The organism is Clostridium transplantifaecale (assembly GCF_900626075.1).
GTDB lineage: Bacteria > Bacillota > Clostridia > Lachnospirales > Lachnospiraceae > Otoolea > Otoolea transplantifaecalis.
Genome location: NZ_UYZY01000002.1, coordinates 65,280 through 79,932 on the forward strand (window position 1 = coordinate 65,280; position 14,653 = coordinate 79,932).

At 44.2% G+C, this 14,653-nt stretch carries 11 protein-coding genes; 1 reads left to right on the plus strand and 10 read right to left on the minus strand.

The window, feature by feature from the left end:
* Positions 1 to 244: 244 nt before the first annotated feature.
* The 4 genes from EJL91_RS05990 to EJL91_RS06005 form a co-directional block, all read right to left on the minus strand.
* Complete coding sequence (locus tag EJL91_RS05990) at positions 245 to 2,077, minus strand: ABC transporter ATP-binding protein (RefSeq protein WP_125141082.1); 1,833 nt, start codon at positions 2,075 to 2,077, stop codon at positions 245 to 247.
* A gap of 3 nt (positions 2,078 to 2,080) precedes the next feature.
* On the minus strand, positions 2,081 to 4,003 hold the full coding sequence (locus EJL91_RS05995) for an ABC transporter ATP-binding protein (protein WP_125141083.1): 1,923 nt from the start codon (positions 4,001 to 4,003) through the stop codon (positions 2,081 to 2,083).
* Positions 4,004 to 4,629: 626 nt separating this feature from the next.
* On the minus strand, positions 4,630 to 5,199 hold the full coding sequence (locus tag EJL91_RS06000; RefSeq protein ID WP_125141084.1) for a phosphoribosyltransferase family protein: 570 nt from the start codon (positions 5,197 to 5,199) through the stop codon (positions 4,630 to 4,632).
* 31 nt (positions 5,200 to 5,230) lie between these two features.
* Positions 5,231 to 6,289: an NCS2 family permease gene (locus EJL91_RS06005; RefSeq protein ID WP_125141085.1), complete on the minus strand. Its 1,059-nt coding sequence runs from the start codon at positions 6,287 to 6,289 to the stop codon at positions 5,231 to 5,233.
* A gap of 188 nt (positions 6,290 to 6,477) precedes the next feature.
* Between EJL91_RS06005 and EJL91_RS06010 the strand changes: the two genes are divergently transcribed.
* Entirely contained in the window at positions 6,478 to 7,356 is an 879-nt protein-coding gene (locus tag EJL91_RS06010; RefSeq protein ID WP_125141086.1) for a LysR family transcriptional regulator, read from the plus strand.
* A gap of 1,614 nt (positions 7,357 to 8,970) precedes the next feature.
* On the opposite strand, the gene EJL91_RS06015 is transcribed toward EJL91_RS06010, so the two are convergent.
* The 6 genes from EJL91_RS06015 to EJL91_RS06040 all read right to left on the minus strand — a co-directional run bounded on the left by EJL91_RS06015 (position 8,971) and on the right by EJL91_RS06040 (position 13,988).
* Positions 8,971 to 9,561 (minus strand): rod shape-determining protein, encoded by a 591-nt coding sequence (locus EJL91_RS06015; RefSeq protein ID WP_125141087.1) that lies wholly within the window; start codon positions 9,559 to 9,561, stop codon positions 8,971 to 8,973.
* Positions 9,562 to 9,705: 144 nt separating this feature from the next.
* Positions 9,706 to 10,872, minus strand: a complete 1,167-nt coding sequence (locus EJL91_RS06020; protein WP_164516761.1) for an SIR2 family protein — start codon at positions 10,870 to 10,872, stop codon at positions 9,706 to 9,708.
* Positions 10,859 to 11,419, minus strand: coding sequence for a winged helix-turn-helix domain-containing protein (locus EJL91_RS06025; protein WP_125141089.1), 561 nt, complete (start codon positions 11,417 to 11,419; stop codon positions 10,859 to 10,861). Before EJL91_RS06025 ends, EJL91_RS06020 begins: the two co-directional genes overlap by 14 nt.
* Positions 11,420 to 11,885: 466 nt before the next feature.
* Positions 11,886 to 12,320 carry a hypothetical protein gene (locus EJL91_RS24860; protein ID WP_243125252.1) on the minus strand — a complete coding sequence of 145 codons (435 nt, stop codon included), beginning with the start codon at positions 12,318 to 12,320 and terminating at the stop codon, positions 11,886 to 11,888.
* 228 nt (positions 12,321 to 12,548) lie between these two features.
* Positions 12,549 to 12,959: a hypothetical protein gene (locus tag EJL91_RS06035; RefSeq protein WP_125141090.1), complete on the minus strand. Its 411-nt coding sequence runs from the start codon at positions 12,957 to 12,959 to the stop codon at positions 12,549 to 12,551.
* A 12-nt stretch (positions 12,960 to 12,971) separates the two neighbouring features.
* Positions 12,972 to 13,988 carry a DUF7309 domain-containing protein gene (locus EJL91_RS06040; RefSeq protein WP_125141091.1) on the minus strand — a complete coding sequence of 339 codons (1,017 nt, stop codon included), beginning with the start codon at positions 13,986 to 13,988 and terminating at the stop codon, positions 12,972 to 12,974.
* Positions 13,989 to 14,653 lie beyond the last annotated feature (665 nt).

A 14,653-nucleotide genomic window follows, 5' to 3' on the forward strand; every position in this document is an offset into this window, starting at 1 on the left:
GAGGCATGATTGGTAAAGGTGAATTATTGGTTATGATAAGAATATCCCCTTCCTATGTATCTGTAAAATAAGATTACAGGTACATGGAAGGGGGCTGGAATGATGGTATAATAAAACGATGCAGTAATGGAATAGCACAATAATAGAATTAATGGGATAATAAAATGATATAGGATAAAAAGAGCCGGATATCAAATTTCGGAAATGATTAATCGTCAAATCTTATTTTCCACCCCTCCTTATCCTATTCCCCTGCATATATTCTCATAGCAGCCTCTTCCTCAAACTGCCTGGAATACAGTTCATAGTAGTATCCCTTTTTATTCAGCAGTTCCAGGTGGCTGCCCCGCTCTATAATCTTTCCATCCTTTACAACCAGGATTAAGTCCGCCTGTCGGATTGTGGAAAGGCGGTGGGCAATCACAAATGAAGTATGTCCCTTCAGCAGATGGTTCGTTGCATCCTGGATCAGCTTTTCCGTCTGTGTATCAATCGAGGAAGTCGCCTCATCCAGAACAAAAATGGCAGGGTTGGCAAGGACTGCCCGCGCAAATGAAATCAACTGCTTTTCACCGGTCGACAACAGGCCCCCGCTCTCGCCCACATCACTGTCATATCCCTTTTCCATTTTCGAGACCACCATATCCGCAGACACACTTTCAGCAGCCTCTTCAATCTCTTTATCCGATGCATCCAGGCGGCCGTATCTGATATTCTCCCTGACAGTTCCCGAAAACAGATGAGGGTTTTGCAGCACATAGCCAATCTGGCTGTGAAGCCACAACTGCGACCTCTCCCGGTAATCCACACCGTCAATCAGGATTCTTCCCCTGGTCGGCTCAAAAAACCGGCCCACGAGGTTTACAAGCGTAGACTTTCCTGCGCCCGTCTCACCGACAATCGCAACATTCATACCGGCGGGTACATGAAGGTTAAAATGCTCCAATACATATTCCTTACCATCCGGATACATAAAGGAAACATCCTCAAACTCGATATCTCCCCGGATCCGTTCCCAATTTCTCTTATTGGGTGAAAAGGCATCCCCATACTTTGCCAGCACATCGGGCCGGTCTACTACATTCGGTTTCTGTTCCAGAAGGTCCATCACCCGCTCAATATTCGCCTGACAGGAAATGAGATCAGCCAGCAGTCTGGCAAGCTGCTGGATTGGTTCAAAGATAACAACCGCATAAGAGATAAATACGGACAGTGTTCCAAGTTTTATAAGGTTCTCCTGTACCATATATCCGCCTTTTGCCAATACAACCGCGGATGCCACGGAACTGAAAAATAAAATGGCAGGGATATAGACCGCATTCAGCTTCGCCGAACGGATCGCCGCATGATGCATATCCGATGTTCTTTCAAAGAAACGGTTTTCATTGTCTTTTTCAATTACCATGCTCTTTGACGTCTTAACTCCGGTAATGCCTTCATTGTAAGAACTGGTAATCTGGGAATTAATCCGCCTCACTTTTCTGTTCCATTTCAGAATCCGGTTCTGGAAATACATAGTGAGCAAAGCGATGCATGGGACAATCACAGTAATAATCAGCGCCAGACGGGCATTCAGAATAAACATAATCACAAACACGCTGACCACATAAATAAGGGCCCAGAACATATCCACCAGCCCCCACGCGATCATGCCTGCAATCCTCAGCGTGTCGCTCATGACACGGGCATGAATATAACCCACAGGCGTCGTATTGTAATAGGAAAATGACAGCGTCTGCAAATGCTGGAACTGAGCTCTTTTTAAATCTTTTCCCACATTCATCTCGATCACCGTCGCCGCACGGACGGACAGGTAGACGCAGGCTGTCTGGCCTATAATGACCGCGATGTAAATCATTGCAAATATCCCAAGGCCATTCATACGGCCTGGTATGATGAACGTATCAATTGCATAGCTCTGGAACAGCGGCACAAGGATATCCACGCCCGCCAGCAGCATGTTAAGCCCCAGCGTAATTGCAAAAAACTTTTTATACGGTTTGAAAAACGGGGACAGCTTCATCCATATCCCGAAGCTGAAGGGACTGTTATATTCCTGTTCTTCGTACGCTGCCATCTGTTATTCCTCCATCTTCTCTCTGTCATCCCGGCTCATCTGGATTTCATAAATCCTGCGGTAGATTCCATTTTTCCGTATCAGTTCCCCATGGGTTCCGCACTCTTCTATTTCCCCCTGATTTAACACCATAATCTCGTCTGCTCCCATCAGTGAAGTTACACGATGGGATATCAGTATTACCGTTGCCTCCCTCATATGCTCTTTCAGCGCATGACGGATGTTATAATCCGTCTGGGAATCGACGGCCGACAAGGAATCGTCAAAAACCATAATCGGCGCTTTCTGAAGCAGCATTCTTGCAATGGCAATCCTCTGTTTCTGCCCGCCCGACAGAGTGACTCCCCGCTCTCCGACGAGTGTCTCATATCCATCCGGAAAGCTCATGATAGCGTCATTGATACACGCAATCTGCGCCGCATACCGGATCTCTTCCATTGATGCATCCGGAACGGAAGCCGCAATATTTTCCCGAATTGTCCTGGAATATAAAAACGGCTCCTGCAATACCATCCCGATATTTCTTCTGAGCGCCTCAATCGGGATATCCTGAATCTCTCTGCCGCCTATACAGATACTTCCCTTATTCCCGTCCAGCTCATACAGCCTTGAAAGAAGCTGGATAACCGTGGACTTTCCACTTCCCGTTCCTCCTAAAATGCCGAATGTCCGGCCCTCCGGGATCGTGAAGGAGATGTCCCGAAGCACCTCTTTTCCTTCCTCATAACCGAAGGAAACATGGCGGAAGGAAATATCATATTTTCCGGTGGTTTCTGTATTCTTGCTCCGGGATGCCTCACGTGATTTTCCTTTTTCGGATTCCTTTATGTTCCTGTAGGCCGGTTCTTTTCCGGATTTCTCTTCTTTTCTGTTTCCTGCTTTTTCTACGGATTTCTCTTCTTTTCTGTTTTCCTCTTCCTTTTCGTATTCCTCTTTTTTTCCATATTCCTCTTCCTCGGAACGAATGATATAGTCTACTCGTTCAAAAGAAACGCCGGCTTTACTCATATCCGACAGGATACGGCCGAGGCCGCGGATCGGCCACACGAGCGTAGAATTATAAGCAGCAAACGCGATAAATTCCCCTACAGATATGGAACCGTTTACCGCTTCCATGACTCCGAAAATAATAACCGCAACCACCTGCAGTCCCGTTATCAGATCTCCAATCCCCCAGTACAGGCCGGATAAAGTCCCCAGTCGGATCCACAGTTTTGCAAAAGCGTCGTTCTTCTCATCAAACCGCTCCATTTCAAACTGTTCACGGCCAAATGCCCGTACTACCCGGACTCCTGTTGCATTTTCCTGCACCACAGTGGAAAGTTCTCCCTCTGCTTCATCCGCGGTAGTAAACCTTTTTGCTATCAGCTTATAAAATACCGTGGAATATACGATTACGACGGGTACAAACAGCAGAACGATGCAGGACAGCTTCACGTTCATAGAAAACATCATAACAAAAGAAATAACCACAAGAAACGCCGTGCGAAACACCTCCAGAAGCTGTGTCACGACAAAACCGCGGATTACCTCCACATCGGAAGTACACCGCTGAATAATATCTCCTGTCTGATGCCTGTCGTGCCACTTCATCGGAAGTTTCTGAACATGGATAAATAATGTATCCCTTAAATTTTTCGCGAAGTTCTCCCCCGCCTTGGCCGTGTTGGTACGGCTTATATAGGTAAAAATTCCCGAAGCTACCGCAACGGCCACTATCATCAACGCCAACACCCAGAGTTTATCCGACAGATAATTACCGCCGTTTCCACTCAGAACTTCATCAACACTGAAACGGAAAATCTGCGGTGTCAGCGCGTTTAATACGGTCGATATCAGGGACGCGGCTATCGCCACTGCGAAGTAGCCTTTTGAACCTTGAAGGAATCTAAATATTAAATCGATTTTTCTATTTTTTGATTTCATGATTTTTTCCTTGTTTTTATTCTGGTATTTTGGTCTATTATTACGAATCGGAGGGCAGATGTGATGTTAAATGCTGTTCTGTAAATTGCTGTTTTGATAACTGCCGTCTTTTTAACCGCTCTCTTGTTAAATACTGTTTTGTTGACTTCTGCCTGCCTTCTTCATTCTATCATTTTTAAAGAAGATTACAACTGAATGACGAAGATATCTTTATAATAATCGTGTTACACATCCAAGCATTTATTCCATTTCTAATGTGAATTTAAAACTTTTTTATTTACAGCGTCATTTCCGGCTGCTTCTATTTGCTTGTATCTTTGGTCAGTCCGCAAAATATTGGGCCATCTCTAAAATATTATGCGTATTCTTTTATCATCTGTTTCATTGCCCATTCTTATTTATAGCAATCAAAAAAGCAGATATCCTCACTCCCAGCCGGAATGTGCAATATCTGCCTTCTTTTTATTGTTCTTATACGTCTGCAGCCATTATTATTTCATATCTGATTTCCGAATATGGGTCTATTCACTTCGTGAATAAGGGGCGGCCACGGAATTTAACACCCGGATTTCTGCTATAGGTACAGTAACCGGTATACGCCAGGCATAATGTCCACTTTACAGTTATTATGCCTTAATTTCATAGCTTCCATTATCCGATTTCTGAAATAACGGCAGCTTCTGCAAAAAGATGATGTCATCCCTGTTTGCCGCGTTTCCCTCTGCGAGAACCGCTGCTTTTTTAGCGACAATCCCTTCTGCACTTTCAACCAGCGCTTCCAGTGCATAGAGAGACTCTCCGGTAGAAATCACGTCGTCAACAATACACACTCTTTTTCCCCGGATCCTCTCCGCATCATGACCGTCCAAATACAAATGCTGCTCCCCCGATGTAGTGATGGAATGCACGGAAACCGATACCACTCCGCTCATATAAGATTTAATGCTTTTTCTTGCAACGATAAACTCTTTTTTCCCGAGGATTCTGCTGATTTCATAGGCCAGGGCAATTCCCTTGGCTTCCGCCGTCACAATCACATCCACGTCCCCGATCTTCTTAACAAGTTCCGGTGCACAGGCCATGATTAGTTCCGTATCTCCCATAATCACGAAACTGGCGAAGGCCAGATCATCCTCCAAATCGATAAAAGGCAGCTCCCGTTTAACACCAAAAAGATTCAATTCATAGGTTTTCATAAATGATTTCCTCCCTAATACAGTCCAAGAATTACAGTCCTAGAATTCTGGCTGCAATTCCGGCAAGCATACCAAGAAATGGATTGGAGATTGCCGTAACAACGAGTGCACTTCCGCCTACTGCCGGATTAACCGCTAAAGCCGCCGGTGCATCAAGGATAAATGTCTTAAACAGGCCAAGCACAAGCAGAAATCCTGCAATAGACGAAGCCGGAACATAATTTCCAATCTTAGGAAGCAGTCCGCTTAAAAGAATTACGCCTACCACCATCATCATCGCCACACCTGCCCATACCGGGTGGGGGGCATTCGCGGTAGCAGAGATAATCGACTCAACCGGCGCTCCGCCAAAGAAGGAGGAACCGATATCAGCAAGGGAAGAGATTAAAGTTAAATGATCCACATTAAAGGTGTCCGTTCCCGCCATACTGGCTGTGATTGCTCCGAAAGAAATATTGGAGCCAATATTTAAGCAGACCATGCCGAGAGCGCCGAAAATAACCGTTCCGTTTATTGTAAATTTCTGACGCGTAAATTTGTCATCGGCAACAACAATATTCTTCTTTTCTTTATTAAATATGGCCGACGCTATACTGGAGACGGTGACTGAGATAACAATTGTGTATACCAGTGTATTGGCACTGGTTCTGGTCAAAAGATAGGTAATCACCGCAGCGGCCAGAGAAACACCTCCTGCCAGACGATCCTCCTTAACCATGTTAACAGCCGCTTTTGTTAAAATCAGTCCTACTCCGGCCATCATTCCATTTGCAATATCCGTTCCGATAAAGTCCACGATCCTGGTCAGCATTCCGCAGGCTCCGACTACGGCAAGGATAACCGCTCCGATAAAGATCATGGTACACCGCTCCGAGCGGTTTCTTCCGCTGGTACCCGCGTACGTTATAGTCTCCGCCTGAAATGAAATCGGCGCCACATTTCCCGTAATTACGTTTCCCGCTGCCCCGATAAAAAATGCCATCGCCGTCGGGACGGCTGCAAATCCAAAAGAAAGCGCCAGAAGTCCCTGAGGCAGCGCGTTCAAAACAACACCAAATACGGCAAGTAAATCTGTCAGTAATGCATTCATTGTAATCTTTAGTCCCCCTTATTTTTTATTAATCAATATTAATTAGTATTACTTATAATATATACAGCTTTTATAAGTATGCTTTTTTAAAAACAATTTGCATTGTAGCATATATTTTAATATAATAAAACTATCATTTTTACATAGTTATTATAATAATTTTATTATGATACAAGGGAGTTTTTACCATGACTTTAGAATCTTACCGGAATTTTATTGCAATTGTAGAATGCGGAAGTATTTTAGCTGCATCAAATAAATTACTGATTGCCCAGCCTTCGCTCAGCAACCAGCTCAAAAATATAGAAGCTTATTATGGAGCAAAGCTGTTAATCCGAAACCGGCACAAGCTGGAACTGACCGATGCCGGGCGTGTATTTTATCTGCGGGCAAGAGAGATCTGTCAGGCTGAAGAAAAGCTTCACAACGAAATTCACAATAAAAAAACAGCATTTTCTGAACTGTTAAAGCTGTCGATCCCGGCGGGGAACTCAGCCTATTTTCTCCACCATCTGTTTGATGATTTCCGGGCCGAATATCCCAATGTCAATTTTGATTTTTATGAAATCCCCAGCGATTTCGCGATTCCCAATGTCCTGAACCATGTGACGGAAATCGGGCTCATACGCTCCAACCTCCCCGGCTATGCTTCTCTGGCCGTATATCCCTACGAGAAAGAGAAAATCGTGGCAATCTGCCGCCCGGAGCATCCTCTGATGCAAAAAGGTGATATGCTTGATATTTCCCAACTGGCAGATTATCCGCTGGCAGTCCCCTTTGACTGTCTGGATCTCGTCCGCTCTTCCTTTGGGCATTGCCTGCTGGCACCCAATATTTCGATTATTACTTCATCTAACGCAACTGCCATCGAATGGGCCCGATCCTTCGGCACAGTTGCCCTGGCCTCCCTGACAACGGCCGATTTTCAGCATATCCATGACCTGTCGATGAAACATTTTTCGGATGAAAATCTTTTTATTACCAGTGCTTTTATTGTTAATAAAGAATATCCGCTGTCGCAGGCAGCACGGAATTTTTTGGGGTTTCATGGGGTTGATGTTGTGTGAAGGGTGGGATAAGGAGCAATGTAGATTTGTTGTCTGATCGGGAAAATTAAATTAACAGTAATGTAATTATTATTAGAAAATGGTGGAGTTTTTAGATTCACTTACTTTGAGTCTGTAAGTCTCTGTAGAGTTTATGGCATTATGCCATAAATTCTAGTCACCAAAGGAAGAACTGCCGATTTCCTCGCGCAAGGGCTAAAGTCCCTGGAAATCGGCAGTTCAACACTACGGCGGAACTAAATTCCACCTACGTGATTTAAAATGAGGGTTGCACCCTCAAACTCCTGATATAAGGAAAATATAGTTTTTCGACAAGCTGAGCCAGTAATTAAAGTTACTGGCTTTCGTTTTGTTTATACTGCATAGTATTGATATTTTGATGCAAATAATTTCAATCCGCGTTCCCGCGAGGGGAACGACTCGATCACGATCTTATAGCAGAGATCGATAGATGATTTCAATCCACGTTCCCGCGAGGGGAACGACGAGTCTCCGACAAATATCGAGCTTGGCACAAAGACATTTCAATCCACGTTCCCGCGAGGAGAACGACACATTTGGTCTAGTCAAGTCGAGAGGATAAGGTGATTTCAATCCACGTTCCCGCGAGGGGAACGACAATGATGATGATTTAGAGGAGGGGCCATGAAATATATTTCAATCCACGTTCCCGCGAGGGGAACGACTACCCGACAAATTTGAAATAACATTCCCATAACGATTTCAATCCACGTTCCCGCGAGGGGAACGACGGTGTCCAGGCCGCCGGACAGCTCCACCTTGTCCTTATTTCAATCCACGTTCCCGCGAGGGGAACGACGTCGGGTCCTTTCAGCACTGCATCGTACTGGTCTTTATTTCAATCCACGTTCCCGCGAGGGGAACGACAGCAAATATATCCAACATTATAACACAAAACAGCCCTGTTTTTTGTATCATCTAAATATTTTCACAAAATACTCACATTAATTAAGGCTACTCCATCCTATCCCCTCCCCTTTTTGTGCATTTTTTCTGGTGCGAATCCCCTGGGCTTTTCATGTGCGCTATACATTCGTACTACAAAATAAGAGCATTATTTCTTGCCATTTCTTTGGCAAGAAAAGCAATGCCCTTATACTCCAGATTGCAGTATTGACGTTTTGATTTACAGTTCCCTCACCCGGAGTCATTTGGGACTCTTCCAGCCGAAAATATAAAGCACCCCTGTACTGTTCCTCTTCCCATTGCACCGGCCTGCTATCTCTTGGAATCTACTCCGCCCAGCTCTCTGTATACAATTTCAAAATCCAATTCCACTCCGCTTTTCATCGGACTAACAGTAATGACAAGTTATTACTTCTGCCATCAGTTATTCACGTATAGTTACCAGCTCTTCCACGCGGAAATCGGACGCATAAAAAGTCGAAAGATGGTATCTTCCTCTCTAACTTTCCATATAATTTTCGCAGATTTTTTCTTAGCCACAGGCATAGCTGCGGTTCCACTTTTTACTTTAACAGATATGCGCAAAATATTTCATAGGCAGCCTGCTTTTACTAAAATTCAGCTAACGTCATGTGAGAATAGGCAGTGTTAATACCGAAAATCCGCCGATACAGCCTGCGGCTGTTCCTAGATTTCTCCCGCAATCTTCTGAACCAACTCCGTAACTCTTTCTGCAGAAACCCCATTCCTTCCGGCATACTGAATAATCCGCCTGAGTCCTTCCATAACATATTTTTCAGGCTCGTTTTTCGTAATTCCAATAATCGTCCGACATTTTTTATATTCAGGCGGAAGTTTTCCTGGTATTTCAGCCATGGCTATAAACCGCTCAACCGCAATTGGTATAATCACAACTTTTCCGGCGCGTGACTGGCACATCACCTCTTCCAACGCCCTTCTTTCAACCTCTGTCATATCTTCTGATACGCATACGGCAACCGCCGGCTTGATAAACGTCTTTTTACCCCATACCTTTTCCAATAAACAAGTAAACAGCTGCACGGACACGAAATAATCTGCAACCGTTCCGCAGTGAAGCGGAGATATCACTCTGATATGTTCCGATTCTTTTCCGAGCATACGCTCCGCGTCCGAGCCCACTGCTAAAATTTTCCCGGTATTGGGCTCATAGGCCACGAAAGATTTTTCCCTCAGTACCATGCCTTTGTCCTGCATGTATATCACTATATCTGCCGGCTCATATTTTATATCGGTCATGCATTCCCTCTTTCTACATTTATCCGCCTTATCGTAACATCTCAATCTCGTGTACAAGCGAAGTTACTGCCGCCTCCACCACTGCCAATTGGGCTGTTTCAGAACTGATGCCATAATCAATATTTATCTCATCCACTACAACATTCAAGTTCCGCGCAGCCCCTTCAAAATACCCGGAATCTCATCATAGCGATCCACCCAGATAATATTAATCCCCAGCGATTCGTAATAACTCTCACGGATGTTATTATCAATCCGCTGATACTCCTCCAAAATTCCCTGTTTCACCCGTTCATCCTTAGGAGGCAGTTCCAACTTCTTCCGCTTCAGCACTGCATAGTGCCGCGCCTTTTCTTCTGTCCGCGACGCCACATCCAGCAGCCTGCGCATATTCGGATCCGTCAGGGAACAGCCGAGGAAAAGGCAGGTAGTATCGCGGAACGCATTGAGCTGTACCAGATTTGACCAGCCATAGGCGTCTCTGTATACGCGGTGGTAATCCTCCTCAGAGAAAACCAGGTTGAAATCCTGGCTCTCCCCATCCTCTGGCTCCTTTGGGAGAAATCCGTGAACATGATAGATACTCAGCCGGTTCCGATCCGGCATATCCTGTTCCCGGTAGATTGTTTTGTAATCCACCCCCGCCTGTTCCAGATTTTGCTCCAGCAAATCGTCAAAATTATAGCTGACGATACTCTTGACTCCTATATGGTTACGTCTCGGCGTACTAAGCCGGACAATGGCGTTCAAAAGAGCGCTCCTCGAATCGGGTTTATTTTCGTAGAGCACTTCCCGCACCAAATCATAATATTCATCGTCATCAAAGGCCGTCCGTATGTATCGCATCTGCGTCAATGGGGAGTCCTCCTGGTTCTGATAGGCCAATTCCCAAATTTCCTGTAAATGCTCATTTTCAAAATCATTATCCTTAAGCCGTTCGCTGATCATACGGAGCAGAAGTTTGCTGGTCAGCTCTCCCCAAAGCGGAACTCCGGCATCCTTCGATACACCGGCGCCCAAAAATACCGTGACATTCTCTTCATTATAGGCAGCCCGCAGTTTTGCAATTAATATATCTCTTTTCTTCTCTTCCTCCTTCTTCGTCAACTGGGTCGAAAGCTTATCCTCCACCAGCATCCGCTTCGGATTGAGCAGGTATTCTGCATGGGCATCCAGGCTGCCTATATGGTTGACCACATCCTCGTGGTCCCATATGGTTATCCGTGCATTTGACTGTTTTGGTCCATTTAAATAGTTGTTTGCCAGCTCTCGCTTTATCTGTCCGGAAATATGGGTGTTAAAAATGGTCAACAATTCTGCCTGTTCTTCCAAATCCGGAAGGCGTTTGACCGCTTGCTCGATCGACTGCTGATAAAACGTTTTCCCCGCATTCCCTCTCATCGGTTTCGAGCTGTGGTTTCTTTCCCTGTTTCAGAGCAAATTCTTTTAGCCCGGCAATGATAAACCGTTCAAATGCCTCATGTGATTCCAGATTCGTCATATCTTCCCGCTCTAAATTTTTAAAGCTCTGCTGGTTCACACTCTTGGCGATTTGCTTTTCATCGATCTGATCAATATCCTCGTCGAAACTCTCCGACAGCTTCCAGAATCCTCTGGACGGATTGTAGATCCACCCGTATTTCTTTAAATATGTCTTTGCCCATGCAATACGGTAGGACACCTCCGTGCATCTTCCGTTTCCGTGCGGGACTGCTCTTACCTGAGCGGGCAGATTAAGAATTTCTTCCACCCTTGCATCGATCGTCTCATTGTCTACTGCCTGTCCGGCTTCCGACAATACTTTTAAAACTGGCTTCATCATCATTTTAAATGAAGGCACTGTACTTTTATCAGCCATGTTTTACCTCTTTCAATGTATTCTCATCTATTCTGATCTCCCATATTGCAAAAACTCTATTTTTCTTCATCTGATTCTTCTTTATTCAAGTTCTTTTATCAGCGCTATTTCCAAAAGCTCTGCGCCCACCTAGGCCTATTTTGTTCTCATCAGGTTGTCCTAGGCGCCTGCCTTGCCCAAAAGATTCATACCTCCATGCCACAAAAGCTCATCATCCATGACTGCAAAACGCTCTGCTACCTCCTCCTTTGTAATCACACGGATTCCGCTCTGCTGCATTTCCTGTATAAGTTCCTGATAAAACTCCAGGCTTCCGTAAATTTTTTTTGAGGATCGGTTGTTATAACCGGCGTTCTCCCATCCACACAGGCTCTGGTATCTTCAGGAATCATATCGTTTCCGACCGGACTGTTGCTGATTAGAGAATACGCTTTATGAATTTCACTACTGTTTTCATCGGTATCAATTACTCTTGTATATCTCGGATAAACATAGTGGCCGCCCCCTGCTCTTTTGCCCGTTTCTTCGCCGTATAGCTGTGACGAACCGGTCCAAACAGCATATGAATTATTTTTTCCAGATTGTCGCTTCTTTTCGGCGTTACCGAAACACCATACACATACCTGGCGTTAATTTTCTGCATCACTTCCACTGAGATATTGAAACCGCAGTGATGACATTTATGCATCAGTACCATTCCATAGGAATTAATGTGGTCGTTGAATTTTCCCTTGCTGTACATAGAGCCAACCATTGCCACGTCAATAATGCCGATCAGCGTATTTTTATTCCCATAGAAAACTCTGATAATACTGTCTCTGCGTTTTTCCCTGCTGCTCTTTGTCCTGTAAACCGCCGGTTCCTCATCTATAATGAGGAATTTATTCAGTTCTTCCCCCACTGCTCAGCAGTTCCTTACTCTGAAGCAGGGTGAGTGTATTCACTTCTCTTTCAGAAATCAGATAGCTTCATACCACCGTTTTACCGAAAGCGGTATTGGTTCTTTCAAACGTCTGTTTTCGTCTTGCAGGCTCCACACTAATTTCCGAAGAGAATCCAGGTTGTATGCTTCTATCTGCATGAAATTAGCACCTACCTTTTATCTGACGTGATTTTTTACCGGTTTCATTTACTTTATCCTAAAATCCAACCCATTTTCTTCTGCCCACTCCTCAAAAATTTGAATATAAATATCTCCACAGGCATCGATAAAATCATTATATAAATCCAGCTCCCGGAGCTTATCCAGGTATAGGTCCATATATTCATCCCGCCTCAAAATATCAAACAGCTGCTTCCGAACCGCCTTATCTTCCACAAACTCTTTTACATAAAAGCGCATAATCTCCCCATGATCGATCTTCTCATAGGTGGGAAACCTGAAATTATTCAAATCTTTGTATGGAATCCGTGCATTAGGATCCAGTGTCTCCCGCTCTATTTCTGAAATTGGCCAGTAATCAAACTGATTCGTATCCTTGTGATAAAAAACCGGGCGGCTATCCCGGACTGCCAGCATTAAATCAATAACCGTATTCATTTTTACGCCTCACTACCAATACCGCTTCGTCATCATCCAAAATTCATCCATTCCTTTCAGACGCTTCACACGCCGCAGCCTGATGTTACAAACCTCACAGATTTGCTCTAAAGCTGCTTCCACGACAACATTAGACACTTTGATTTCCTTTGGCGCTCCCGCTTTAAAAATGAATCCAATCACCGACTCCGCAAGTCTCACCGCAGCATCTTCATCAAGGTCATTCATATCACAAGAAATAATCATTCCCGTATTAGCCTCTGTCAGAATACTCATGGCAGGGTTCGCAGGCTTATTGTACTTCTTGTCTGATACGGGAGCTCCCAATGGTCTCACATCCGCTTCCAGTGAAAAGGCTCCCTTCGGCGCATTGCTTAATTCTTCCAAAAGTTCTTCATCCGTGATTATGAGATTTCCAAAATTATACCCGGTAAATGGCAGCGGTTTCTCACCAAAATGCCATGTTTTCCTGTCTGCCGAATATATAAAGGAGAACATGTTTCCACTCTCAAAATCAACCTGGACGCCGGCCTCTCTATAATAAGTAAATGCCCGCTCCAGGTCCTCCAGATGTTCTGTCATCCGCAAGACTTCAGCTTGATCCAGGTTATACGGATAATATCCCGGTTCATAAGACTGGAAATACAGCCAGTTATTCTTGCCGCGATACTTATAACCCAGATTTTTAATGATTTCTCTCTGCTTCGCAGACAGTTCATCCCGATTGCCCCAATAGCAGGTAAGGTTCCTCTGATGAAACATTGCATATTCGATAGACAGATTCATCTTTTCATGCATGGTCAGCATTAAAAAACTATTAAATCCCTCATACCCTTCATAGGCTGCAATTCCATAGCACTCTCCGCCCTTTCCTAATATACTGTAAAATACCGTATTTTCAGGCTCTTTGCCTACTTGTATTCCAATGATGTCCATGTCCCACAGCAATTCCCACGGTTCCAGTTCCCGAATTCTTGTGGCTGTTTCGTATAATCTTGCCCACTCTTCCAACGTTGCCTCTGCTCTCATATCCATCTCCTTTATATGCTCGACTTGCTTTTGTTTCACCAAAACACATAATATTGAATCTTAAAATATGCTCCAGGAGCCCTTTGGTATGCTGATTTCTCATCGCGCAAGAACCGCGTTACTTTTTTGCGTCTTTAAAGCTTCTTTTTTCGTCGGCAGATATACCACATCTTCCTGATGTCTTTTCTCGGGATATTCCCCGGATACGTTTTACAGCAATTTCTACATTTATTGCAATTATAGCCTGCAAAAAGTTTCTGGTACAATTTAAAACTATTTATCTAATGTATCTTCATCAGTATGATTTTTTAGGAATGTACGCCCCCATATTTTCTTTTTTCCTGGCTTCTGCATTCACTTCGCTCGGATTTATCATCTGTATCATCCTCTCTTTTTTGCTACTTATCTTCATACATATAATAAATCAACTCTAATTTTTCTCAAATCCTTCATAAAAATTAATCAGACTATTGATCATGCCATACGCTCCTCTAAGGCCTCTAAGGCAGGTTTTACCCTTAACATAACAGCCTTTTTCCAAAAATCTCTTGCAACTCTAATACTAAACAAATGTACAGTCTAATTAAACGGTTTCTACTATCTTCCATACGAAAGTGACGGTACCACTGACATTGGTATCTTCCGGCTCAATGTCAATGGATGCT

Coding starts and splice junctions, on each gene's coding strand:
- EJL91_RS05990 (WP_125141082.1), bottom strand. CDS start 2,077: ATGGCAGCGTACGAAGAACAGGAATATAACAGTCCCTTCAGCTTCGGG.
- EJL91_RS05995 (WP_125141083.1), bottom strand. CDS start 4,003: ATGAAATCAAAAAATAGAAAAATCGATTTAATATTTAGATTCCTTCAA.
- EJL91_RS06000 (WP_125141084.1), bottom strand. CDS start 5,199: ATGAAAACCTATGAATTGAATCTTTTTGGTGTTAAACGGGAGCTGCCT.
- EJL91_RS06005 (WP_125141085.1), bottom strand. CDS start 6,289: ATGAATGCATTACTGACAGATTTACTTGCCGTATTTGGTGTTGTTTTG.
- EJL91_RS06010 (WP_125141086.1), top strand. CDS start 6,478: ATGACTTTAGAATCTTACCGGAATTTTATTGCAATTGTAGAATGCGGA.
- EJL91_RS06015 (WP_125141087.1), bottom strand. CDS start 9,561: ATGACCGATATAAAATATGAGCCGGCAGATATAGTGATATACATGCAG.
- EJL91_RS06025 (WP_125141089.1), bottom strand. CDS start 11,419: ATGGCTGATAAAAGTACAGTGCCTTCATTTAAAATGATGATGAAGCCA.
- EJL91_RS06035 (WP_125141090.1), bottom strand. CDS start 12,959: ATGAATACGGTTATTGATTTAATGCTGGCAGTCCGGGATAGCCGCCCG.
- EJL91_RS06040 (WP_125141091.1), bottom strand. CDS start 13,988: ATGAGAGCAGAGGCAACGTTGGAAGAGTGGGCAAGATTATACGAAACA.